The organism is Pseudomonas mucidolens (assembly GCF_900106045.1).
GTDB classification, from domain to species: Bacteria; Pseudomonadota; Gammaproteobacteria; order Pseudomonadales; family Pseudomonadaceae; genus Aquipseudomonas; species Aquipseudomonas mucidolens.
Genome location: NZ_LT629802.1, coordinates 5,330,338 through 5,353,713, shown reverse-complemented (window position 1 = coordinate 5,353,713; position 23,376 = coordinate 5,330,338). Strand labels below are relative to the sequence as shown.

The 23,376-nt window shown below is 60.5% G+C and carries 27 protein-coding genes; 15 read left to right on the top strand and 12 right to left on the bottom strand.

What is annotated here, in order from left to right:
- Window positions 1–59 precede the first annotated feature (59 nt).
- Window positions 60–488: an NINE protein gene (locus tag BLU75_RS24650; protein WP_084378565.1), complete on the bottom strand. Its 429-nt coding sequence runs from the start codon at window positions 486–488 to the stop codon at window positions 60–62.
- 249 nt (window positions 489–737) lie between these two features.
- On the opposite strand from BLU75_RS24650, the gene BLU75_RS24645 reads away from it, so the two are divergent.
- Window positions 738–1,373, top strand: a complete 636-nt coding sequence (locus tag BLU75_RS24645; RefSeq protein ID WP_084378566.1) for a C40 family peptidase — start codon at window positions 738–740, stop codon at window positions 1,371–1,373.
- A gap of 50 nt (window positions 1,374–1,423) precedes the next feature.
- Here BLU75_RS24645 and BLU75_RS24640 read toward each other — a convergent pair whose 3' ends face one another.
- A complete protein-coding gene (locus BLU75_RS24640) occupies window positions 1,424–2,458 on the bottom strand; it encodes a type IV pilus twitching motility protein PilT (protein ID WP_084378567.1) in 1,035 nt (344 codons plus the stop codon).
- A gap of 57 nt (window positions 2,459–2,515) precedes the next feature.
- Here BLU75_RS24640 and BLU75_RS24635 point away from each other — a divergent pair, with 57 nt between their 5' ends.
- The 9 genes from BLU75_RS24635 (at window position 2,516) to BLU75_RS24595 (ending at window position 9,166) form a co-directional block, all read left to right on the top strand.
- Window positions 2,516–3,202, top strand: coding sequence for a YggS family pyridoxal phosphate-dependent enzyme (locus BLU75_RS24635; protein ID WP_084378568.1), 687 nt, complete (start codon window positions 2,516–2,518; stop codon window positions 3,200–3,202).
- 33 nt (window positions 3,203–3,235) lie between these two features.
- Window positions 3,236–4,054, top strand: coding sequence for a pyrroline-5-carboxylate reductase (gene proC / locus BLU75_RS24630; protein WP_084378569.1), 819 nt, complete (start codon window positions 3,236–3,238; stop codon window positions 4,052–4,054).
- A 9-nt stretch (window positions 4,055–4,063) separates the two neighbouring features.
- A complete protein-coding gene (locus BLU75_RS24625) occupies window positions 4,064–4,654 on the top strand; it encodes a YggT family protein (protein WP_084378570.1) in 591 nt (196 codons plus the stop codon).
- Window positions 4,655–4,808: 154 nt separating this feature from the next.
- Window positions 4,809–5,948, top strand: coding sequence for a homoserine O-succinyltransferase MetX (metX, locus tag BLU75_RS24620; RefSeq protein WP_084378571.1), 1,140 nt, complete (start codon window positions 4,809–4,811; stop codon window positions 5,946–5,948).
- A 7-nt stretch (window positions 5,949–5,955) separates the two neighbouring features.
- Window positions 5,956–6,576, top strand: a complete 621-nt coding sequence (gene metW / locus BLU75_RS24615; RefSeq protein WP_084378572.1) for a methionine biosynthesis protein MetW — start codon at window positions 5,956–5,958, stop codon at window positions 6,574–6,576.
- 21 nt (window positions 6,577–6,597) lie between these two features.
- Window positions 6,598–7,035 (top strand): DUF4426 domain-containing protein, encoded by a 438-nt coding sequence (locus tag BLU75_RS24610; RefSeq protein WP_084378573.1) that lies wholly within the window; start codon window positions 6,598–6,600, stop codon window positions 7,033–7,035.
- Window positions 7,032–7,625, top strand: coding sequence for an RdgB/HAM1 family non-canonical purine NTP pyrophosphatase (gene rdgB / locus BLU75_RS24605; protein ID WP_084378574.1), 594 nt, complete (start codon window positions 7,032–7,034; stop codon window positions 7,623–7,625). The genes BLU75_RS24610 and rdgB overlap by 4 nt, the downstream gene beginning before the upstream one ends.
- On the top strand, window positions 7,622–8,824 hold the full coding sequence (gene hemW, locus BLU75_RS24600) for a radical SAM family heme chaperone HemW (RefSeq protein WP_084378575.1): 1,203 nt from the start codon (window positions 7,622–7,624) through the stop codon (window positions 8,822–8,824). Before rdgB ends, hemW begins: the two co-directional genes overlap by 4 nt.
- 18 nt (window positions 8,825–8,842) lie before the next feature.
- Window positions 8,843–9,166 carry a DUF3392 domain-containing protein gene (locus BLU75_RS24595; RefSeq protein ID WP_084378576.1) on the top strand — a complete coding sequence of 108 codons (324 nt, stop codon included), beginning with the start codon at window positions 8,843–8,845 and terminating at the stop codon, window positions 9,164–9,166.
- A gap of 163 nt (window positions 9,167–9,329) precedes the next feature.
- Here BLU75_RS24595 and trmB read toward each other — a convergent pair whose 3' ends face one another.
- From trmB to BLU75_RS24575, 4 genes are all read right to left on the bottom strand, one after another.
- Entirely contained in the window at window positions 9,330–10,055 is a 726-nt protein-coding gene (trmB, locus tag BLU75_RS24590; RefSeq protein ID WP_084378577.1) for a tRNA (guanosine(46)-N7)-methyltransferase TrmB, read from the bottom strand.
- A 9-nt stretch (window positions 10,056–10,064) separates the two neighbouring features.
- Window positions 10,065–10,859, bottom strand: coding sequence for a thiazole synthase (locus tag BLU75_RS24585; protein WP_017845016.1), 795 nt, complete (start codon window positions 10,857–10,859; stop codon window positions 10,065–10,067).
- A 77-nt stretch (window positions 10,860–10,936) separates the two neighbouring features.
- Window positions 10,937–11,137 carry a sulfur carrier protein ThiS gene (gene thiS / locus BLU75_RS24580; protein WP_165447452.1) on the bottom strand — a complete coding sequence of 67 codons (201 nt, stop codon included), beginning with the start codon at window positions 11,135–11,137 and terminating at the stop codon, window positions 10,937–10,939.
- Between the two features lie 71 nt (window positions 11,138–11,208).
- Complete coding sequence (locus BLU75_RS24575) at window positions 11,209–11,589, bottom strand: DUF423 domain-containing protein (protein ID WP_084378579.1); 381 nt, start codon at window positions 11,587–11,589, stop codon at window positions 11,209–11,211.
- 74 nt (window positions 11,590–11,663) lie between these two features.
- On the opposite strand from BLU75_RS24575, the gene mtgA reads away from it, so the two are divergent.
- Window positions 11,664–12,386 carry a monofunctional biosynthetic peptidoglycan transglycosylase gene (gene mtgA / locus BLU75_RS24570; RefSeq protein WP_084378580.1) on the top strand — a complete coding sequence of 241 codons (723 nt, stop codon included), beginning with the start codon at window positions 11,664–11,666 and terminating at the stop codon, window positions 12,384–12,386.
- A 65-nt stretch (window positions 12,387–12,451) separates the two neighbouring features.
- Here the strand turns inward: mtgA and rpoH are convergent, their stop codons facing one another.
- The 4 genes from rpoH to ftsY all read right to left on the bottom strand — a co-directional run bounded on the left by rpoH (window position 12,452) and on the right by ftsY (window position 16,551).
- Entirely contained in the window at window positions 12,452–13,306 is an 855-nt protein-coding gene (rpoH, locus tag BLU75_RS24565; RefSeq protein WP_017845020.1) for an RNA polymerase sigma factor RpoH, read from the bottom strand.
- A gap of 130 nt (window positions 13,307–13,436) precedes the next feature.
- Window positions 13,437–14,459, bottom strand: a complete 1,023-nt coding sequence (ftsX, locus tag BLU75_RS24560) for a permease-like cell division protein FtsX (RefSeq protein ID WP_084378581.1) — start codon at window positions 14,457–14,459, stop codon at window positions 13,437–13,439.
- Window positions 14,456–15,127 carry a cell division ATP-binding protein FtsE gene (gene ftsE, locus BLU75_RS24555; protein WP_017476533.1) on the bottom strand — a complete coding sequence of 224 codons (672 nt, stop codon included), beginning with the start codon at window positions 15,125–15,127 and terminating at the stop codon, window positions 14,456–14,458. Before ftsE ends, ftsX begins: the two co-directional genes overlap by 4 nt.
- A complete protein-coding gene (ftsY, locus tag BLU75_RS24550) occupies window positions 15,124–16,551 on the bottom strand; it encodes a signal recognition particle-docking protein FtsY (protein ID WP_084378582.1) in 1,428 nt (475 codons plus the stop codon). Before ftsY ends, ftsE begins: the two co-directional genes overlap by 4 nt.
- A 341-nt stretch (window positions 16,552–16,892) precedes the next feature.
- On the opposite strand from ftsY, the gene BLU75_RS24545 reads away from it, so the two are divergent.
- Genes BLU75_RS24545 through BLU75_RS24530 form a run of 4 tightly spaced genes read left to right on the top strand, consistent with a single transcriptional unit; the run spans window position 16,893 to window position 21,359 of the window.
- On the top strand, window positions 16,893–18,248 hold the full coding sequence (locus BLU75_RS24545; protein WP_084378583.1) for a M16 family metallopeptidase: 1,356 nt from the start codon (window positions 16,893–16,895) through the stop codon (window positions 18,246–18,248).
- Window positions 18,241–19,731 (top strand): M16 family metallopeptidase, encoded by a 1,491-nt coding sequence (locus BLU75_RS24540; RefSeq protein ID WP_084378584.1) that lies wholly within the window; start codon window positions 18,241–18,243, stop codon window positions 19,729–19,731. The genes BLU75_RS24545 and BLU75_RS24540 overlap by 8 nt, the downstream gene beginning before the upstream one ends.
- Window positions 19,731–20,336: a 16S rRNA (guanine(966)-N(2))-methyltransferase RsmD gene (gene rsmD, locus BLU75_RS24535; RefSeq protein ID WP_084378585.1), complete on the top strand. Its 606-nt coding sequence runs from the start codon at window positions 19,731–19,733 to the stop codon at window positions 20,334–20,336. The genes BLU75_RS24540 and rsmD overlap by 1 nt, the downstream gene beginning before the upstream one ends.
- Window positions 20,337–20,342: 6 nt before the next feature.
- The gene (locus BLU75_RS24530) at window positions 20,343–21,359 is read left to right on the top strand and encodes a hydrolase (protein WP_084378586.1); all 1,017 of its coding nucleotides are present in this window, start codon (window positions 20,343–20,345) and stop codon (window positions 21,357–21,359) included.
- 425 nt (window positions 21,360–21,784) lie between these two features.
- Here the strand turns inward: BLU75_RS24530 and BLU75_RS24525 are convergent, their stop codons facing one another.
- On the bottom strand, window positions 21,785–22,639 hold the full coding sequence (locus tag BLU75_RS24525) for a sulfurtransferase (protein ID WP_084378587.1): 855 nt from the start codon (window positions 22,637–22,639) through the stop codon (window positions 21,785–21,787).
- A gap of 33 nt (window positions 22,640–22,672) precedes the next feature.
- Entirely contained in the window at window positions 22,673–23,344 is a 672-nt protein-coding gene (locus tag BLU75_RS24520; protein ID WP_084378588.1) for a TetR/AcrR family transcriptional regulator, read from the bottom strand.
- Between the last annotated feature and the right edge of the window lie 32 nt (window positions 23,345–23,376).

The following is a 23,376-nucleotide window of genomic DNA, read 5'->3' as shown; positions in this document are numbered from 1 at the left end:
TGAAAGTTGTGTAGACACCTATGCCCTCCGGGAGAGGGCTAGGGTGGCTTTTGACCCACTTATCGCCCACCAATCCGTTCAGCATTGCGGATGGAAATCTGCGTGTTCAACGTCCAGAAGTCATACAGCACCCCCACCAGAAACAAACCGCCGGTCAGCAGATACAAAATGCCGGTGAGCCATTTGCCCTGATACATCCGGTGCAAACCAAACACCCCAAGGAACGTCAACAGAATCCACGCCACGTTGTATTCAATGGGCCCCGCGGTAAAACGCAAATCCGCTTCCCGGTCCATGGCCGGAATCAGAAACAGGTCGATCAGCCAACCGATGCCCAGCAGGCCGAAAGTGAAAAACCAGATCGTGCCGGTCACCGGCTTACCGTAATAAAAGCGATGAGCCCCCGTGAAGCCAAAAATCCACAGCAGGTAACCGATCACCTTGCTATGGGTGTCCTGCTGCGAAACATCCTGTCGATAGGTGTTCATAAATGACCTCTTTTGCCTCGATAGATAAATATTTCTGGTTTATTTGTGACTTTTTTTAAAGCACCCGACGTACGGCAAATCCTACCGTCACTTTCCTCAAAGCCTTACGCCACCTGAGTCGTGTAGGACAATTACGACAGTGAGTCGCGGATTTCATGAAATTGACCCCCAGGTTCAGTCGACAAACGGCCTGAGAAAGACACAGAAAGCTGTTATAAAGTTGCGCGCAAACCAATACGAGCCTGCCTGATGCGACCATTTTTAAAGACATGGCTAACCATTTGCCTATTAGTGCCACTGGCTGCCCACGCCACCAATCGCGAGCAACGACTTCCGAACGTTAACGGTTTTACCCCTAAACTTCACGTCACCACCCGCCCAGCCAAAGCCGTCAAGCTCACCGTCAAGCGCCCGGCCCAACTGAACAAGGCCCATGGCAAAGCGGTCCCCGGCCTTTTCGCGAACACCAACCAGCAGAGCAGCAAAGTCTTGAGCCGTGCCGTCAACGTGCTCGGTACTCCTTATCGTTGGGGCGGCAGCAGCCCAAGTAAAGGGTTCGACTGCAGCGGCCTGGTGAAATATGCGTTTAACGACATCGCCTCGGTGGATTTGCCACGCACCTCCAAGGCTATGGCCAGCGGCCACGGGCAGAAAGTCAATCGCAAGGACCTGAAACCCGGTGACCTGCTGTTCTTCAAGCTCAAAAGCCGCAGGGTCAACCATGTTGCCATTTATCTGGGCAACGACCGTTTCATCCACGCGCCGCGCCGTGGCAAAACGGTCAGCATCGACACGCTGAAAAAGCCGTTCTGGAGCAAGAACTACGTGATTGCCAAACGTGTCTTGCCTAAAGAGCAGAGCAATCTGCGGATTGTGCAACGCTGACAGCAAGCCTCCGCCCACATTTGGACTGCATTCAAATGTGGGCACTCGCCTCACATCTCCCCAGGCGCGCGCGCCCTCTCCCGGGCATCCTCCCGACTGATCAGGCCTTGGTTGACCAACGCCTTCAGGCTCATGTCCAACGTCTTCATCCCGAACGCCCCACCGGTCTGAATCGCCGAGTACATCTGCGCCACCTTGTCCGCGCGGATCAGGTTACGGATCGCCGGCGTGCCAAGCATGATTTCATACGCCGCCACGCGCCCGCCGCCGATTTTTTTGATCAAGGTTTGAGACACCACCGCCTGCAAGGACTCCGAGAGCATTGAGCGGACCATGGTTTTTTCACTGGCGGGAAACACATCCACCACCCGATCCACGGTTTTCGCCGCCGTCAGGGTGTGCAAGGTGCCAAACACCAGATGCCCGGTTTCGGCAGCCGTCAGGGCCAGGCGAATGGTTTCCAAGTCACGCATTTCCCCCACCAGAATCACATCCGGATCCTCTCGCAGTGCGGAACGCAAGGCGGCGCAGACGCTGTGGGTATCGCGATAGATCTGCCGCTGGCTGACCAAGGCCTTTTTGGACGGATGGACGAATTCGATCGGGTCTTCAAGGGTGAGGATGTGCCGGGGACGATGGCTGTTGAGGTAATCGATCATCGCCGCCAGGGTCGTGGATTTGCCCGAACCCGTGGATCCGGTCACCAGCACCAGGCCTTGGGGCAGATCGGCGATACGCCGGAACACCTCGCCCAGCTGCAGTTCGTCGAGGCTCAGTACCCGTGACGGAATCGCCCGGAACACCGCGCCCATCCCCCGGTGCTGCTGAAAGACATTCACTCGAAAACGCGCCACATCAGGCAACTCGAACGAAAAATCAGTTTCAAGAGATGTTTCGAAATCCTTTTGTTGATGTTTATTGAGTAGCGGGCTGAGCATGTCCGCCACTTGCGTAGCGCTCAGTGCCGGCCAGTCGAGAGATCGAATGTCGCCGTCGATCCGCACCCTCGGCGCCAGACCGGCTGACAAATGCAGGTCTGAGGCGCCATGGCTGACGCTTTCGGCCAGCAATTGAGTGATATCCATAGGGCTTTCCATTTCCAGTAGAATGCCGCGGACTCCATATCCGCGGGCGCAACTTGAATGTCGACCATAGCAGACAATATTGGCCTGGTTAATGACCGGATCCGTACGGCGGCCCAGGCCGTGCAGCGGGATGAAACCAGCGTGCATTTGCTGGCCGTAAGCAAGACCAAACCCGCGCAAGCCGTGCGCGAAGCGCATGCCGCCGGACTGCGCGACTTTGGCGAGAACTATCTGCAGGAAGCCCTCGGCAAACAGGCCGAATTAACTGACCTGCCCTTGAGTTGGCACTTCATCGGCCCCATTCAATCGAACAAGACGCGTGCTATCGCCGAAAATTTCGCTTGGGTGCACTCCGTGGACCGTTTGAAAATCGCACAACGCCTCTCCGAACAACGCCCGGCTGACCTGGCGCCGCTGAATATCTGCATTCAGGTCAACGTCAGTGGCGAGGCCAGCAAATCCGGCTGTACACCCGCCGATCTGCCGGCATTGGCTGAAGCGATCAACCGGCTGCCGCGCCTGAAACTGCGTGGCTTGATGGCTATTCCCGAGCCGACCGACGACCGCGCCGAACAAGACGCCGCGTTCGCCAAGGTTCGCGACTTGCAGGAGAGCCTGAATCTCAAGCTCGACACACTTTCCATGGGCATGAGCCATGACCTTGAGTCAGCCATTGCCCAAGGCGCTACCTGGGTGCGGATCGGTACCGCGCTGTTTGGCGCCCGCGACTACGGCCAGCCATGAAATGGCTGACTTCCATCTGAGTAAGGACCTGTCATGAGCAACACGCGTATTGCCTTTATCGGCGCCGGTAACATGGCGGCCAGCCTGATCGGCGGGCTGCGGGCCAAGGGTCTGGACGCTGCGCAGATTTGCGCCAGCGATCCGGGTGCCGAGAGCCGCACCCGTGTGAGCACTGAACACGGTATCGAGACCTTTGCCGACAACGCCGAGGCCATTCAGGACGCCAACGTGATCGTGCTGGCGGTCAAGCCACAAGCCATGAAAGCCGTGTGTGAAACCCTGCGCCCGAGCCTCAAGCCCGATCAACTGCTGGTTTCCATCGCCGCCGGCATCAACTGCGCCAGTTTGAAGAACTGGCTGGGCGCCTCGCCAATCGTGCGGTGCATGCCGAATACACCATCGCTGTTGCGCCAAGGTGTAAGCGGCCTGTACGCCACGGCTGAGGTCAGCGCCGAACAGCGCGACCAGGCCCAGGAGCTGTTGTCCGCCGTGGGCATCGCTGTGTGGCTGGAAGAGGAACAGCAACTGGACGCGGTGACCGCCGTTTCCGGCAGCGGCCCGGCCTATTTCTTCCTGCTGATCGAAGCCATGACCGCCGCCGGCGTGAAACTTGGCCTGCCTCGGGCTGTCGCCGAGCAGTTGGCCGCGCAAACCGCGCTGGGCGCCGCGCACATGGCCGTGTCCAGCGACGTGGATGCCGCCGAGTTGCGCCGCCGCGTGACCTCCCCCGGCGGCACCACGCAGGCCGCCATCGAATCATTCCAGGCCGGGGGCTTTGAAGCCCTGGTGGAAAAAGCACTAGGTGCCGCCGCGCACCGCTCGGCCGAACTGGCCGAACAACTGGGTCAATAAGGAGCCAACATGATTGGTTTGAACACCGCAGCCGTCTACGTGCTGCAAACCCTCGGCAGCCTGTACCTGCTGATCGTGCTGTTGCGCTTTGTCCTGCAATTGGTGCGCGCCAACTTCTACAACCCGCTCTGCCAATTCGCCGTGAAGGCCACTCAGCCGCTGCTCAAGCCATTGCGCCGGGTGATCCCGAGCCTGTTCGGCCTGGACATGTCGTCGCTGGTGCTGGCGATCCTGGTGCAACTGGCGCTGATGGCTCTGACCTTGTTGCTGACGTACGGCTTTATCGGCAATTTCCTGCAATTGCTGGTTTGGGCCATCATCGGCGTGACCGCGCTGTTCCTGAAGATTTTCTTCTTCGCCCTGATCATCAGCGTGATCCTGTCGTGGGTCGCACCGGGTAGCCATAACCCTGGGGCGGAACTGGTCAACCAGATCTGCGAGCCGGTGCTGGCGCCGTTCCGCAAAATCCTGCCGAACCTGGGCGGACTGGATATCTCGCCAATCCTCGCGTTCATGGTGCTCAAGCTCCTGGATATGCTGGTGATCAACAACCTGGCGGCGATGACCATGATGCCGGACATCCTGCGCCTGCTGATCTAAACCCAACACCGACCCAAAATGTGGGAGCGGCGGTGCGACTTGCTCGCTCCCACATTTTGTAACTGCGTATTGAGTTGAATCCATGCAGGCCTTCGCTTGCCGCTTGCCCCCCCGGTCTTTAGACTTACGCCTCATTTAAATGAGAGCAGGGTCGATGCCAGCAGCCTTTCCCCCCGATTCTGTTGGACTGGTCGTGCCACACGTGGCGCACTTCAGCGAACCGCTGGCCTTGGCCTGCGGCCGTTCGCTGCCTGCCTATGACCTGATTTACGAAACCTATGGTGAGCTGAACGCCACGGCGAGCAATGCCGTGCTGATTTGCCACGCCCTGTCCGGCCATCATCACGCCGCCGGCTACCACAATGTCGACGAGCGCAAGCCCGGCTGGTGGGACAGTTGCATCGGCCCCGGCAAGCCCATCGACACCCACAAGTTCTTTGTGGTCAGTCTGAACAACCTTGGCGGCTGCAACGGTTCCACCGGCCCCAGCAGCCTCAACCCGGAAACCGGCAAGCCCTTTGGCGCCGACTTCCCGGTGCTGACCGTGGAAGACTGGGTCCACAGCCAGGCGCGTCTTGCCGACAAGCTGGGCGTCAGTCAGTGGGCCGCGGTGATCGGCGGCAGCCTTGGCGGCATGCAGGCGCTGCAATGGACCATCACCTACCCGGACCGCGTGCGCCATTGCCTGGCCATTGCCTCGGCCCCCAAATTGTCGGCGCAGAACATCGCGTTCAACGAAGTGGCGCGCCAGGCGATCCTCACCGATCCCGAGTTCCACGGCGGCTCGTTCCAGGAACAGGGCGTGATCCCCAAGCGCGGGCTGATGCTGGCACGCATGGTCGGGCACATCACCTACCTGTCGGACGACTCCATGGGCGAGAAATTCGGCCGTGGACTCAAGAGCGAGAAGCTCAACTACGACTTCCACAGCGTCGAATTCCAGGTCGAAAGCTACCTGCGTTATCAAGGCGAAGAGTTTTCCGGGCGCTTCGACGCCAATACCTACTTGCTGATGACCAAGGCCCTGGACTACTTCGACCCGGCGGCGAGTTTCGACAATGACCTGGCGAAAACCTTCGCAGGCGCCACCGCCAAGTTCTGCGTGATGTCGTTCACCACTGACTGGCGCTTCTCCCCGGCCCGCTCCCGGGAGCTGGTGGATGCGTTGATGGCGGCAAAGAAAGACGTCTGCTACCTGGAGATCGATGCACCGCAAGGCCACGACGCCTTCCTGATTCCGATCCCGCGCTATTTGCAGGCCTTCAGTAACTACATGAACCGCATAACTTTGTGAGAACGCCATGAGAGCCGACCTGGAAATCATCCAAGACTGGATCCCTGCTGGCAGCCGCGTGCTCGACCTGGGTTGCGGCGATGGCGAACTGCTGAGCTGGCTGCGCGACAACAAGCAAGTCACCGGTTATGGCCTGGAAAACGATGCGGACAACATTGCCCAGTGCGTGGCCAAGGGCATCAACGTGATCGAGCAGGACCTGGACAAGGGCCTGGGCAACTTCGCCAGTAACAGCTTCGATATCGTGGTGATGACCCAGGCCCTGCAGGCCGTGCACTATCCCGACCGGATCCTCGACGAAATGTTGCGGGTCGGCCGCCAGTGCATCATCACCTTCCCCAACTTCGGTCATTGGCGCTGCCGCTGGTACCTGGCCACCAAGGGTCGGATGCCGGTCTCGGATTTCCTGCCGTACACGTGGTACAACACGCCGAACATTCACTTCTGCACCTTTGAAGACTTCGAAGCGCTGTGCGGTGAACGTGAAGCCAAAGTGCTCGACCGCCTGGCCGTCGATCAACAGCACCGCCACGGCTGGGCGAGTAAGCTATGGCCTAATCTGTTGGGCGAAATCGGTATCTACCGGGTCAGCAGTCCGGGCCTGACGGACCACCAGATTGCCGTCTAACCATTTTCAAGAGGGACGATCATGAATCGCCTGGCTGTTTTTCTACTTACCGCGTGCCTGGGCGCCAACGCCATGGCCGCCGATGTCATCGACAGCAATCGCCAGAGGGCGTTTGGTGACATCACCGTGCATTACAGCACCCTGAGCAGCACCTACCTGCAGCCGGAAACCGCCCAGGCCATCGGCGTGGTGCGCAGCAAGAACAAGGGTCTGATCAATGTGTCGGTAATCAAGGGCGCCGAGCCGGTAGCGGCGCAGGTGACCGGCTCCATCAAGGACCTGACTGGCAAAAGTGAAATGCTGACGTTCAAGCAAATCAACGAAAAAGGCGCGACCTACTACATCGCACCCTATTCAGTGCCGCAACAAGAAGTCCGAGTGTTCACCATCAACGTTGAAACCGGCGGCAAGGCCCATGGTTTCAGCTTCAGCCAAGAACTGTTTCCGACCGAAAAATGAACCTGACCCGACTCGTACTGGCCAGCCATAACGCCGGCAAACTCAAAGAACTCCAGGCCATGCTTGGGGCATCGGTGCAACTGCGCTCGATTGGCGAATTCAGTCAGGTAGAGCCGGAAGAAACCGGCTTGTCGTTTGTCGAAAATGCGATCCTCAAGGCGCGCAATGCCGCGCGCATTTCCGGCCTGCCGGCCTTGGCCGACGATTCGGGCCTGGCCGTGGATTTCCTCGGCGGTGCGCCGGGCATCTACTCGGCGCGTTACGCCGACGGCAAAGGTGACGCGGCGAACAACGCCAAGCTGCTGGACGCCCTCAAGGATGTGCCGGACGCCGAGCGCGGTGCGCAATTCGTCTGCGTGCTGGCCCTGGTGCGTCACGCCGATGACCCATTGCCGATCCTTTGCGAAGGCTTGTGGCACGGGCGCATCCTGCATGCGGCCAGCGGGGAACAGGGTTTCGGCTACGACCCGCTATTCTGGGTGCCGGAGCGCAATGTCTCCAGCGCCGAGCTGAGCCCGGCCGACAAAAACCAGATCAGCCACCGCGCCCGCGCCATGGTTTTGCTGCGCCAGCGCCTGGGCCTGAAATGACCCACGACACCCCGGCGCTGCCGCTGATCCACGGCGGCGCGCAGACACCTCGGGCGGCCCTGCCTCACCTGCCGCCCCTGGCGCTGTATATCCACATTCCGTGGTGCGTGCGCAAATGCCCGTATTGCGACTTCAACTCCCACAGCGCCAGCCCGGTGCTGCCGGAGGAAGATTATGTCGATGCGTTGCTGGCCGACCTCGATCAGGACCTGCACGCGGTCTACGGCCGTGAGTTGAGCTCGATCTTCTTCGGCGGCGGCACCCCGAGCCTGTTCAGTGCAGCAGCATTGGGCCGGCTGCTGGAGGGCGTGGAGCAGCGTATCCGCTTCGCCCGCGACATCGAGATCACCCTGGAAGCCAACCCCGGCACCTTCGAACAAGAGAAGTTCGTGGCTTACCGCGCCCTGGGTATCAATCGCCTGTCCATCGGCATCCAGAGCTTCCAGCAAGAAAAGCTCAAGGCGTTGGGCCGTATCCACAACGGCGACGAAGCGGTGCGCGCGGCGGGCATGGCGCGTCAAGCCGGGTTCGACAATTTCAACCTGGACCTGATGCATGGCTTGCCCGACCAGTCCCTGGAGGATGCCCTCGACGATCTGCGCCAGGCTATCGCCCTCAAGCCGACCCATTTGTCGTGGTACCAACTGACCCTGGAACCCAACACCGTGTTCTGGAACCAGCCGCCTGAGCTTCCGGAAGACGACACCTTGTGGGATATCCAGGAAGCCGGCCAGGCGCTGCTCGCCGAACACGGTTACGCCCAGTACGAAGTCTCGGCCTACGCCCAGCCCGGCCGGGCGGCACGGCACAACCTGAATTACTGGAGCTTTGGCGACTTTATCGGTATCGGTGCCGGTGCCCACGGCAAGCTGAGCCATCCGGACGGACGCATTGTGCGCACCTGGAAAACCCGCGCGCCGAAGGACTACCTCAACCCGGCAAAAGACTTCCAGGCCGGGGCGAAAACACTGACTAACGAAGAGCTGCCTTTCGAGTTCCTGATGAACGCCCTGCGCCTCACCGACGGTGTCGAGGCCAAACTCTATGCCGAACGTACCGGCCTGCAGCTGGCCAGCCTGGATGACGCTCGCCGAGAGGCAGAACAAAGTGGCTTAATGCAGGTCGAACCGTCACGCTTGGCGGCCACCGACCGTGGACAACTCTTTCTCAATGACCTGCTGCAGAAGTTTTTGAGCTGATCGCTCTAAGGAAATCGAATGGATCTGGTACTCGACCTGCTCGCCACCGTATCCCGCTGGAGCCGCAGTAATCTGTCGGAAATCTCCCTGGCTCTTGTCGGCTGCCTGCTAGTGCTGTTCGGCGCTGACATCAAGGGCTGGGTCGAAGCGCGCCTGGGCAACATCGCCGGTGCCTTGCGCGTCCCAATGATGGCCCTGCTGTGCATGATCGGCAGCGGTGCCGCGCTGATCTACGCCACACCCTGGATTGTTCGCGGCTTGAGCCAATTCAATAACTACAGCCTGGCGCCGGTGTTGCTGGTGGTGCTGGTGTTGATCGGCGTCGTGGCCGACCGTCGCTGATAACCCCGCCACAAAACAACTGTAGGAGCGAGCTTGCTCGCGAAGAACCACAACGATAACGCAGCGTTATCAGAAAGCCCGCGTTGGCCGTGCGTTTTTCGCGAGCAAGCTCGCTCCTACAGTTGATCACATCCGTTGATTGCGTTCCGAGTGGGGTAGCGGCTTACGCCAACTTCTCGAACTTCAAATCCCAGACGCCATGCCCCAGTCGCTCGCCGCGACGCTCGAACTTGGTGATCGGGCGTTCGGCCGGGCGTGGCACGCATTTGCCGTCTTCGGCCAGGTTGCGATAGCCGGGAGCGACGTTCATCACTTCCAGCATATATTCCGCGTAGGGCTCCCAGTCCGTGGCCATGTGCAGGACGCCGCCGACCTTGAGCTTACTGCGCACCAGCTCCGCGAACGAAGCCTGGACGATGCGACGCTTGTGGTGACGCGCCTTGTGCCATGGGTCGGGAAAGAACAGCATCAGGCGGTCGAGGCTGTTGTCGGCGATGCAGCGGTTGAGCACTTCAATGGCATCGCAATCGTAGACCCGCAGGTTTTTCAGGCCCTGGGTCAACACACCGTTGAGCAGCGCACCGACGCCCGGGCGATGCACTTCCACACCGATAAAGTCCTGCTCCGGCGCGGCGGCAGCCATTTCCAGCAAGGAATGGCCCATGCCGAAGCCGATTTCCAGCGAGCGTGGAGCCGAACGACCAAACACCTGGTCGAAATCCACCGGCGCGTCGGCCAGCGGCAGCACGAACAGCGGTGCGCCCTGCTCCAGGCCTTTCTGCTGACCCTCGGTCATGCGCCCGGCGCGCATCACGAAGCTCTTGATCCGGCGGTGCTTGGACTCGTCGCCTTGTTCCACGGTGCTCGGTGTTTCGTTTGATTCAGTCATCAATAGCTCTTACTTGATCAGACCATCCAGCGGCGAGGAGGCGCTGGCGTACAGTTTTTTTGGCATACGCCCGGCAAGGTAGGCCAGGCGCCCGGCGACAATCGCGTGCTTCATGGCTTCGGCCATCATGATCGGCTGTTGCGCGTTGGCGATGGCCGAATTCATCAGTACCGCTTCGCAGCCCAGTTCCATGGCGATGGTGGCATCGGAAGCGGTCCCGACACCGGCGTCCACCAGTACCGGAATCTTCGCTTCTTCAAGAATGATCTGCAGGTTGTATGGGTTGCAGATCCCCAGGCCTGTACCGATCAAACCGGCCAGCGGCATCACGGCAATGCAGCCGATCTCCGCCAATTGACGGGCGATGATCGGGTCATCACTGGTGTAGACCATCACGTCGAAACCTTCCTTGACCAGCGTTTCTGCGGCCTTGAGGGTTTCGATCACGTTGGGAAAGAGGGTCTTCTGGTCGGCCAGGACTTCCAGCTTTACCAGGTTGTGGCCGTCGAGCAGTTCGCGCGCCAGGCGGCAGGTGCGTACGGCTTCAATGGCGTCGTAGCAACCGGCGGTGTTCGGCAAGATGGTGTAGCGGTCTGGCGGCAGGATATCCAGCAGGTTCGGTTCGCCCGGGTTCTGGCCGATATTGGTGCGACGCACGGCGACGGTCACGATCTCGGCGCCCGAAGCTTCGATGGCCAGGCGGGTTTCTTCCATGTCGCGGTATTTGCCGGTACCTACCAGCAAACGCGACTGGTAGGTACGACCGGCCAGGACGAAGGGCTTGTCGCTACGAACGATGCTCATGGGAAATCCTCTGTTGGGGTGAGGTTCTGCAGTATTCGGGGCCACATAAGAGTGTGGCGCAGGCGCCGCAAGGACGACTAGCCGCCGCCGATGGCGTGGACCACTTCGACCTGGTCGCCCTCGGCGAGCGCGGTGTCGGCATGCTGGCTACGCGCAACGATATCCTGATTGAGTTCCACTGCAACGCGACGTCCAGTCAGCTCCAGACGGGTCAGCAGGTCCGCGACGGTTTCACCGTCGGGCAGTTCAAAGGATTCGCCGTTCAACTGAATGCGCATGCAACGGGCCGCCATCGTTTTTAGGGGCCAGTATTCTAGCCCGATTGGCAGCCAAAGGTCAGCTACAAGCGTCAGGCGGTCAGTTGCAAGCGCCAGGCGGCCAGCCCCAACAATAACCATCCGAGCAGGAAAGCCAGACCACCCAACGGAGTGATTATCCCGAGCTTGCTGATGCCGGTCATCGTCAGCACATAGAGGCTGCCGGAGAACAATAGGATACCCACGGCAAACGCAACACCCGCCCACATCACCAGGCGCCCGGGCAAATGCGCGGCCAGCAAGGCGACGCCAAACAACGCAAGGGCATGCACCAGTTGATAGGTGACGCCGGTATGAAAAATCGCCAGGTAGTCGGCGCTCAGACGGTTTTTCAGGCCGTGGGCGGCGAAGGCGCCAAGGGCGACACCCGTGAAACCGAAAAAGGCAGCCAGCATCAGAAAGCCACGCAGCATGAGGAACTCCAGTCAGACTCATTGGGCAGGGTCTGTATAATGGCCCGCTCAACGGGTTCGGCCAAGCCATCTCTATGCTGCGTTTTCTCTTCAGTCGTGTTCTCAAAGCCGTGAAATGGTTCGTCATCGCCAGCATCGTGTTGGTGCTGCTGTTTCGCGTGGTGCCGCCCCCGGGGACTGCGCTGATGGTCGAGCGCAAGATCGAATCCTGGGTCGATGGCGAGCCCATTGACCTGCAACGTAGCTGGGTGCCGTGGAATGAAATCTCCGACAACCTGAAATTGGCGGTCATGGCGGGCGAGGACCAACGGTTCCCGCAACATTGGGGCTTTGATTTCGGCGCGATCCAGGCCGCTTTACTGCATAACGAGCGTGGCGGGTCGCTGCGTGGTGCCAGTACGTTGAGCCAGCAGGTGTCGAAAAATCTATTCCTGTGGTCGGGCCGCAGCTGGTTGCGAAAAGGTCTGGAAGCGTGGTTTACCGGGCTGATCGAAGTGTTCTGGCCCAAGCAGCGAATTCTTGAGGTGTACCTCAATAGCGTCGAATGGGACGACGGCGTGTTTGGGGCGCAAGCGGCTGCGCGGCATCATTTTGGCGTAGGCGCCAAGGCCCTGAATCGTCGGCAGGCCAGTTACCTGGCGGCGGTGCTGCCTAATCCGCGGGTATGGAGCGCCAGCCGTCCGACGGCGTATGTGGCGCGGCGGGCGGCGTGGATTCGCCAGCAGATGAGTCAGTTGGGTGGAACAGGCTATTTGGCGGAGTTGAACAACTCCCGAAAAGCCCCTTGGGCTGACTGACACGTCCCAAAACAACTGTGGGAGCGAGCAAGCCCGCTCCCACATGTTTTTGAGCGCGTTACTGGTTAGGCCGCGATCGACAGTTTCAGCTTATTCATCGCGCTTTTCTCAAGCTGACGAATACGCTCGGCCGACACGTTGTACTTCTGCGCCAGGTCGTGCAGCGTGGCTTTTTCTTCCGCCAGCCAACGCTGGTAGAGGATGTCACGGCTGCGGTCGTCCAGCACTTCCAGCGCTTCGTGCAGATTGTGATTGGAGTTGTCGCTCCAGTCGGCATCTTCCAGTTGGCGCGCCGGGTCGTACCGGTGGTCTTCCAGGTAATTGGCCGGCGATTGGAAAGCACTGTCGTCGTCCGCTTCCGCGGCCGGGTCGAAAGCCATGTCATGGCCGGTCAGGCGGCTTTCCATCTCGCGCACTTCACGCGGCTCTACACCGAGGCTCTCCGCCACACGGTGGACTTCCTCGTTGTTCAGCCAGGCCAGACGTTTCTTCTGGCTGCGCAGGTTGAAGAACAGCTTGCGCTGGGCCTTGGTGGTCGCGACTTTCACAATGCGCCAGTTGCGCAGGATGAACTCGTGAATTTCCGCCTTGATCCAATGCACCGCGAACGAAACCAGGCGCACGCCCATTTCCGGGTTGAAGCGCTTTACAGCCTTCATCAGGCCGACATTGCCTTCCTGGATCAGGTCAGCCTGAGCCAAACCGTAGCCGGAATAGCTACGGGCGATATGTACGACAAAACGCAGGTGGGCGAGCACCATCTGCCGAGCCGCCCCCAAATCCTGCTCATAGTAGAGACTCTCGGCCAGTTCACGCTCCTGCTCGGGCGTCAGCAAAGGAATGCTGTTAACCGTATGCACATAGGCTTCCAGGTTTGCACCCGGGACCAGAGCATAAACAGGTTGCAAAGAAGTGGTCATACGAATAAACCTCCGACTCACATAACTCGTGCAGTTCAGCACTGCGAAAATTGACCGGGGAACCGTAGGACAAGTTCCCTAAATTACAGATACGGCCAATACAAGCGAAACCACATTAATCTGACATTAACTACTTCGGCGACAGCTCACGTAAATGCCGTGCCACCGCAATCCATGCACCGATATACCCCAACAGCACCGCGCCAAGCAAGAGCGATAGACCATCGGCTACCGGCACACCGGCCAAGGCAAAATCACTGCCATACAAACCCGCCAGGCCGACTACCGCGTCGTTCAGCCAATCCAGGCCAAACGCCAATACGCCCCAGGACAGAATCCCGGCTCCAAAGCCATATAACGCGCCCATATATAGAAAAGGACGACGCACATAGCTGTCCGTGCCGCCGACCAGTTTAATCACTTCTATCTCAGTGCGACGGTTTTCAATATGAAGACGAATGGTATTGCCTATCACCAAAAGTAATGCAGAAACCAGCAGCACCGTCAGGCCGAAGACAAACCGGTCGCCCAGTTTGAGAATCGCCGCCAGACGCTCGACCCAGACCAAGTCAAGTTGCGCCTGTTGCACCTTGGGCAACTCGGCCAGTTTTAACCTCAATGCTTCAAGTGCCAGCTTGTCGACTTCATTCGGCGTGACCAGCACCACGCCGGGCAGCGGATTTTGCGGCAGTTCTTTAAGCGCCTCGCCCAAGCCTGATTGCTGCCGGAACTCTTCCAACGCCTGCTCACGGCTGATGTACTCGGCCTGCGCCACGCCCGGCAGGTTGCTGATCTGCTCGCGCAAGGCCTCGCCTTCGCTGGCACTGGCGTCCAGTTGCAGGTACAGCGAAATCTGCGCCGCACGCTGCCAGGAGCCGCCCAGGCGCTCGACATTATTCAGCAGCAGCGAAAGCCCCATCGGCAGGCTCAGCGCCACCGCCATCACCAGGCAGGTGAAAAAGCTGCCAATCGGTTGCTTGCCCAGGCGCCGCAGGCTGTCGAGCAGGCTGGCGCGATGACTTTCGATCCAGGCGTGGAGCAAAGTGCTGAAGTCTGGACCGTCATCTTCGTCGCGTTTCTTTTTCTGCGGCTGCGGATCGGCCGGTTTCGGCGCCACACGCTCGGATACTTTGGGGCTACGTGTCGCACTCATACCCCAGCCTCCCCGTCACCGATCAGGCGGCCGCGTTGCAGGGTCAGCATGCGGTGGCGCATGCGTGCGATCAGCGCCAGGTCGTGACTGGCTATCAGCACGCTGGTGCCCAGGCGGTTGATATCTTCGAAAACCCCCATGATTTCTGCCGCCAGGCGCGGATCGAGGTTACCGGTCGGTTCGTCCGCCAGCAGCAAGGCCGGGCGGTGGACAATCGCGCGGGCAATGCCGACGCGCTGTTGCTGGCCGGTAGACAGATCGCCCGGGTACAAGTCGGTCTTGTCCGAAAGCGCCACGCGCTCCAGGGCCGAGTCCACGCGCTTGATGATTTCCGCCTTGGACAGGCCAAGAATTTGCAACGGCAAGGCGATGTTGTTGAACACCGTGCGATCGAACAACAGCTGGTGATTCTGGAATACCACACCGATCTGGCGACGCAGGAACGGGATCTGCGCGTTGCTGATGGTAGCCAGGTCCTGGCCCGCCAGCAGCAGCTTGCCGGTGGTCGGCCGCTCCATCGCCAGCAACAAGCGCAACAAGGTACTTTTACCAGCGCCAGAGTGACCGGTTACAAACAAGAACTCGCCACGCCGCACTCTGAAACTCAGCTCATGCAAGCCAACGTGCCCATTGGCGTAGCGTTTTCCCACCTGTTCGAAACGAATCATGAACGCTCCCGCTCGGCAAACAGTGCCTGGACAAAGGGTTCGGCTTCAAATGTGCGCAGATCGTCGATGCCTTCACCGACACCGATATAACGAATCGGCAACCCGAATTGTTTGGCCAAGGCAAAAATCACTCCGCCCTTGGCCGTGCCATCGAGCTTAGTCAATGCCAGGCCAGTCAGTTGCACCGTCTGGTTGAATTGCTTGGCCTGGCTGATAGCGTTCTGACCCGTACCGGCGTCCAGCACCAGCAGCACTTCGTGCGGCGCATCGGCGTCCAGCTTGCCGATGACCCGGCGTACTTTCTTCAACTCTTCCATCAGATTGTCTTTGGTGTGCAGGCGACCGGCGGTGTCGGCGATCAACACATCGATGTTACGAGCCTTGGCAGCCTGCACCGCATCAAAAATCACCGACGCCGAGTCGGCGCCCGTGTGCTGGGCAATCACCGGGATCTTGTTGCGCTCGCCCCAGACCTGCAACTGCTCGACCGCCGCGGCCCGGAAAGTGTCGCCAGCGGCGAGCATGACTTTCTTGCCTTCCAACTGCAGCTTCTTCGCCAACTTGCCAATGGTCGTGGTCTTGCCAGCGCCATTCACGCCCACCACCAGAATCACGAAAGGCTTGTTCTGCGCATTGATGACCAGCGGCGCTTCCACCGGCTTGAGCATCGCGGCCAACTCGGCCTGCAACGACGTGTAGAGCGCGTCGGCGTCGGTCAGTTGCTTGCGGGCGACCTTTTGGGTCAGGCTCTGGATGATCACCCCCGTGGCTTCGACGCCTACGTCAGCAGTCAGCAGACGGGTTTCGATGTCTTCCAGCAGCTCGTCATCAATGATTTTCTTGCCCAGGAACAGGCTGGCCATGCCTTCGCCAATGCTCGCGCTGGTTTTGCTCAAGCCTTGCTTCAGGCGGGCGAAAAAGCCGGTTTTGCCGGTTTCAGTCGCGACCGCGACAGGCTCCGGGTCCGCTGTCGGTTCGATAACAGCCGGCGCGGCGGCCACCACAGGAAGAGGCTCGACGGCCACGGGCGCGGGCTCTTCGACGGCGGGCGGCGACTCAAGCGCTACGGGTACGGGCTCGACAATGGCCGGAATCGGCGGCGCCACGTGTTCGGCCCGCACATCTTCAACCAACGCCACGGGCTCCTCGGCGACCGGCAAGGGCGGCCAAGGCTGATGTTCTGGCTCTGGAGCAGGTTCGGCCTCAACCACCGGTTGCCGCACCGGTTCAGCGATGGGCAGCACCACCGGCTCCGGCACCTCGACCACCGGCTCCGGCGCGACGGTCGATTGAGGAATCGATTCAGGTTGGATAGGTGGCTGTTCGACGACGGTTTCCTGCGGCTTTTTGCGCAGCCATCCGAACAGGCCTTTTTTCTCGCCAGCCGCAGCTGGGGTCTTTTTGTCGTCGTTGGAACCAAACATGGAGGACGGCTATCTCAAGGTAGCGACGCGCCCAGGTGGCGCCTCGGTAAATAATATTCGATGCGCAACAGACTGTTTTTTAGCCAGCTTGTTCATACGCAACCTTGTGTGAGGCGTTAATCCAACCTCAACAAATCGATTCAAAGTAGGATTGAAGCGATAAAATCGGCGAAAAATGAAAGATGTTCGGGGAAACCCAGCGCTAATCTCACAATTCCTGCAACTCGATCCGAATTGACCTGACAGCCGCAGTGGCCGCGGTTAATTCGGATCAGTATCCTAGCACCTCCTCGCCCGCCGACGCTAAGACCACGCGGGCAGCTCAACAGGTTTAAAAACGAATGAATGCTCTAGCCCGCCGCGCCGCTGGCCTGCTGCTCTGCACAGTTTGTCTGCCCCTTTCAGCCTTGGCCGCTGATCCACAACCCACCCACGAATTCACCCTGGACAACGGCCTCAAGGTCGTCGTGCGCGAAGACCACCGCGCACCGGTGGTGGTTTCGCAGGTCTGGTACAAGGTCGGCTCCAGCTACGAAACACCCGGCCAGACCGGTTTGTCCCACGCCTTGGAACACATGATGTTCAAAGGCAGCTCCAAGACCGGTCCCGGCGAAGCTTCGCTGATCCTGCGTGACCTCGGCGCCGAAGAGAACGCCTTCACCAGTGATGACTACACGGCGTATTACCAGGTCCTGGCCCGCGACCGCCTTGGCGTTGCGCTGGAACTGGAAGCCGACCGCATGGCCACCCTGCGCTTGCCGGCCGACGAGTTCAGCCGTGAGATCGAGGTGATCAAGGAAGAGCGCCGCCTGCGCACCGACGATAACCCGATGTCCAAGGCCTTCGAGCGCTTCAAGGCCATGGCCTACCCGGCCAGCGGCTACCACACGCCGACCATTGGCTGGATGGCGGACCTGGAACGCATGAAAATCGAAGAGCTGCGTCACTGGTACCAATCCTGGTATGCGCCGAACAATGCCACGCTGGTGGTGGTCGGCGATGTGACGCCGGACGAGGTCAAGACCCTTGCCCAACGCTATTTCGGTCCGATCCCCAAGCGCGACGTGCCGCCAGCGAAAAAACCACTGGAACTGGCCGAGCCGGGCGAGCGCTTGTTGACCCTGCATGTGCAAACCCAGCTGCCCAGCGTGCTGCTGGGTTTCAACGTGCCAAGCCTGGCCACCACCGAAGACAAACGCTCGGTCAACGCCTTGCGCCTGATCTCGGCATTGCTGGACGGCGGCTACAGCGCACGCATCCCGACCCAGCTGGAGCGCGGTGAAGAACTGGTGTCTGGCGCCTCGACCAATTATGACGCCTACACCCGTGGCGACAGCCTGTTTACCCTGAGCGCCACGCCCAACCAGCAGAAGCACAAGACCGTCGCCCAGGCCGAAGCCGGGCTGTGGCGCCTGCTGGACGAACTCAAGAACAAGCCGCCGACGGCCGAGGAACTGGAACGCATCCGCGCCCAGGTAATCGCTGGCGTGGTCTACGAGCGCGACTCCATTACCAGTCAGGCCACGGCGATTGGCTCGCTGGAGACTGTCGGCCTGTCCTGGAAACTCATGGACACCGAACTCGCCGAGCTGCAGAGCGTGACCCCGGAGGATATCCAGAAAGCCGCGCGTACCTATTTCACCCGCGAACGTCTCAGCGTCGCCCATGTCCTGCCCGAGGAGACCGCTCATGAGTGATCGCAAACGTAACCGCCTGGTGCTTCCCGGCCTGACCGTTGTCACGCTGGTTGCCGCAGTCGCGGTGTATATCGGTCGGCCGGACGCTTCCGTCGCCAGTCAGGCCCTGGATCAGGCCAAGTCTGCCAATACCCTGCAGTCCCTGGCGGAGCTGGACGGCAACAACCCGACCAACCGCACGCTCAACGTACAAACCTGGAACACCGCCGAGGGCGTCAAGGTGCTGTTCGTCGAAGCCCACGAATTGCCGATGTTCGACATGCGCATCCTGTTCGCCGCCGGCAGCAGCCAGGACGGCGACACGCCAGGCCTGGCGCTGCTGACCAATGCGATGCTCAACGAGGGCGTGCCGGGCAAGGATGTCGGGCAGATTGCTGCCGGTTTCGAAGGCCTCGGCGCCGATTTCGGCAATGGCGCCTATCGCGACATGGCCTTGGTTTCACTGCGCAGCCTCAGCGCTGTCGACAAGCGCGACGCTGCGCTGGCGCTGTTTGATCAGGTGATCGGCCAGCCAACTTTCCCCGCCGATTCCCTGGCGCGGATCAAGAACCAGCTGCTGGCCGGCTTCGAGTACCAGAAACAGAACCCCGGCAAACTGGCGAGTATCGAACTGTTCAAGCGACTGTATGGCGATCATCCTTACGCTCATCCGAGCGAAGGCACGCCCGAGAGCGTACCGGCCATTACGCTTGCACAACTGAAGGCATTCCACGCCAAGGCGTATGCCGCCGGCAACGCCGTGATTGCCCTGGTGGGTGACTTGTCCCGTGCCGATGCCGAGGCCATGGCCGCCAAGGTGTCCGCTTCGCTGCCCAAGGGCCCGGCGCTGGCGAAGATCGCCCAGCCGGTCGAGCCTGCGTCCAGCATCGGCCATATCGAGTTTCCGTCCAAGCAGACACATCTGCTGTTCGCACAACTGGGCATCGACCGCGCCGACCCGGACTACGCGGCCCTGTCGCTGGGCAACCAGATCCTCGGCGGCGGCGGGTTCGGTACCCGCTTGATGAGCGAAGTCCGCGAAAAGCGCGGCCTGACCTACGGCGTCTACTCCGGTTTCTCGCCGATGCAGGTGCGTGGTCCGTTCATGATCAATCTGCAGACCCGCGCCGAAATGAGCGGCGGCACCTTGCGTCTGGTGGAGCAAGTGCTGGCCGACTACCTCAAGACCGGCCCGACCCAGAAAGAGCTGGACGATGCCAAGCGTGAACTCGCCGGCAGCTTCCCGCTGTCCACGGCCAGCAACGCCGATATCGTCGGGCAACTGGGCGCCATGGGTTTCTATGACCTGCCGCTCAACTACCTGGAAGACTTCATGAAGCAGTCCCAGGCGCTGACGGTGGAGCAAGTCAAAGCAGCGCTGAACAAACATCTGAGCAGCAATAAAATGGTGATCGTGACCGCCGGTCCGACCACCGCGCAAAAGCCACTACCGCCACCCACTGATAAACCTGCCGAGCAGCCGCTCGGGGTTCCGGAGCATTAATGGCTAGTCCATCGCGTCCCAAAAAACCTGTCCACAACGTGCACAATGGCGTGGGTCAACTGCGCATCATTGGCGGCGAATGGCGCAGCCGCAAGCTGAGCTTCCCGGACGTCGTGGGCCTGCGTCCGACGCCGGACCGGGTCCGCGAGACCTTGTTCAACTGGCTCGCACCGTACATTGCCGGGGCCAAGGTGCTCGATCCGTTCGCCGGCAGCGGCGCGCTGTTCCTCGAGGCCCTGTCCCGTGGCGCGGCCTTGGGCCAGGCGCTGGATGCCAGCAATGTCGCGGTGTCCAGCTTGCGTGAACACTTGGGCACGCTGCGTTGCACCACCGGCCAGGTACAGACCGCTGACGCTTTGCGCTATCTGGAAACCCAACCGGCCAGCGCATTCGACGTGGTGTTCCTCGACCCGCCGTTCAATCAGAACCTGTTGCCGAGCGTTTGCGCCCTGCTCGAGGAACGTCAGTGGCTGGCCGATGACGCGTGGATCTACACCGAGAGCGAAACCGCGCCGTCGGCGCTGGGCCTGCCCGCAAGCTGGCGCCTGCACCGGGAACAGAAATCCGGGCGCGTGTATTACGCGTTGTGGCAACGTACGTTGTAGGCGTTTATGACGCCTTCTTCCGACCGTTTCACCCCGGCCTTCGGCCTCGGCAACCCGCATCTGCAAACGCTGTGGGGACCGCTGTGGCGCAAGACTACTCACATCGAACGCCTGCGCGAGCGACTGTGGCTGGATGACGGCGACTTTCTCGATCTGGACTGGCACGGCTCGCATGACGCGCAGACCCCGTTGGTGCTGGTGCTGCACGGGCTGACCGGCTCTTCTAATTCACCTTATGTCGCCGGCCTGCAAAAAGCCCTCGCGGCGCAAGGCTGGGCCAGCGTGGCACTGAACTGGCGTGGCTGTTCGGGTGAACCGAATCTGTTGGCACGCAGCTATCACTCTGGTGCTAGCGAAGACCTGGCGCAGGCCATTGCCCACCTGCGCGCCAAACGGCCGTTGGCGCCTCTGTATGCGGTGGGCTATTCGCTGGGGGGCAACGTACTGCTCAAGCATTTGGGGGAAACCGGCGATGCCTGCGGGTTACAAGCGGCGGCGGCGGTGTCGGTGCCGTTTCGCCTGGACCAATGCGCCGACCGTATCGGCCTGGGCTTTTCGCGGGTTTATCAGAAGCACTTCATGCGCGAAATGCTCGCCTACATCCGCGTCAAACAACGCCAATTCCTGCAGGATGGCCGCGCGGACGGGCTGAAAACTCTAGAGTCGCTGGGTTCACTGGAAAAAATGCGCACGTTCTGGGACTTCGATGGCCGGGTCACCGCGCCGCTGCATGGTTACCTGAGTGCCGAGGACTACTATCGCCGGGCGTCCAGCCGTTACTTCCTGGGCGATATCCGCACGCCTAGCCTGATTATCCACGCCGCCGATGATCCGTTCGTGTTTGCACACAGTTTGCCGGACGCCAGCGAGCTGTCGGCATGCACCGAGTTCGAACTGACGGCCAAGGGTGGGCATGTGGGATTTGTCGATGGCACGCTGCGCCAGCCCGGTTACTACCTGGAGCGGCGGATCCCGCAATGGCTGCTGGCACGCCACAACCAGCACGCAACAACACCGCCGTAGCTGTCGAGCCCCAGCGAGGCTGCGTTAGCGGTGCCTCTGGCACACCGCAGACGCAGCCTCGCTGGGCATAGGTATCTACACAACTTTCAGAAACTGACAAATGTCCCTGTGGCGAGCGGGCTTGTCCCGCGTAGGGCTGCGAAGCTGCCCCAAACCCAGCTGCTATGAAGTATCTGATACACCGCATTCGGCTTACTGGGACTGCTTCGCAGCCCTACGCGGGACAAGCCCGCTCGCCACAACACCCCTATCTGCCTGGATTTAAGCGTTGAGGCAAAGTTGTGTAGATACCTATGCTCGCTGGGACTCGACAGCTGCTACGGGGTAACTTATGTCGAGACTTGCGCTTGCTCGACAAGAGTCAAGACGGTATTTACTGGAGGACGCGGACTTACACTCTACGGGCATTTCAAATAGGAGGAACATCAATCGCCGGTCGCGATTGCTCGCGCCGGGTCGGTAATCCACTCGCTCCACGATCCCGCATACAACTTGCCCAACGGATAACCCGCCAGGCACAACGCAAACAGGTTGTGGCACGCCGTCACGCCGGAGCCGCAATACGCCACCAGCTCATCCGGCGAACGGTCTTGCAGCTTGGCAGCGAAACGCTGCTTGAGCTGTTGAGCCGGCAAGAAGCGGCCATCACTGCCCAGATTTTCACTGAACGCCACGCACTGCGCGCCGGGAATATGCCCGGCAACCGGATCGATAGGTTCCACTTCGCCGCGAAAGCGCGGCAGGGCGCGGGCGTCAAGCAGTGTCAGGCCCGGCTGTCCGAGACGTTTTCGCAGGTGTTCGGCGTCCAACAGCATGCGGCTGTCCGGGGTGCCGGCAAACGTTCCCGGCTCGACCTGCGGCGCATCCAGACTCAGCGGAAATCCCGCGGCGTGCCAGGCTTTCAGGCCGCCATCGAGGATAAACACAGCGTCACGTTTGCCCAGCCACGCCAACAGCCACCAGGCGCGGGCGGCATAGGCACCAGGACCATCGTCATACAACACGATTTCGCTATCGGCGCCAATGCCCCAGGCCTGCAACTGTCCGACCCACGTGGCCGGTGCCGGCAGCGGATGCCGACCGGTCATGCCCTTGCTCACCGGGCCACTGAGGTGGCGCTCCAGATCAGCGTATTGCGCGCCTTCGATATGCCCTTCGGCATAGCTGCAACGTCCGTAGTCCGGGTCTTCCAGGGCAAAGCGGCAATCGAGAATGACTAAAGGCCCCTGCTTCTGGCGCTCGGCCAATTGTTGCGGGCTGATCAGTTGCGCAAGCGGCATAACAGACTCCTGACAATACGTTCGGGAAAGGGCCTACTTCACTTCTTCCAGTGCCTGATTCAACGGCACGTAAAACTCTTTGAACAGCGCATCCACCGCTTCTTTAGCCTGTGGCGTGACAAAACCTGCCTCCAGCACCAGCACCTGATACACCCCGCGCTTGATGGCCTCGGCACTCAAATGCGCAGAGTTTTCATTGGTGGTACACAGGAAACGCACCCAGGAGGTGAGGATGATCCAGGCATTGAGGGTCAGCGCTTCGGTCTGCACCGGGTCCATGTTCAGAATCCCGGCCTCGACAAACCCACGATAGATCGCGTTGCCCTGGATCAGGCAACGCTGGGAGAAGCGCCGATAGCCCGTGGCCAGCTCCGGGTCGCTCTCCAGCAGATGTTCGAGATCGCGGTGCAGGAAACGGTACCGCCACATGCCGGCCAGTACTGCCTGAAGATAGAAACGCTTGTCGTCCACGACCATCGCGCGCCCCTGAGGCGGGCGCAGGAAGCTGTCCACCAACGCTTCGTACTCGTGAAACAACACCGCGATGATCGCCTGCTTGTTGGGGAAGTGGTAGTACAGATTGCCCGGCGAGATTTCCATGTGGGCGGCGATGTGGTTGGTGCTGACAGTGCGCTCGCCCTGCTGGTTAAAAAGCTCCAGGCTGGCTTGCACAATGCGTTCGCTGGTCTTTACTCGTGTGGCCATGGGAGGTCGGCTTCTTAAATCCTGATACAAAC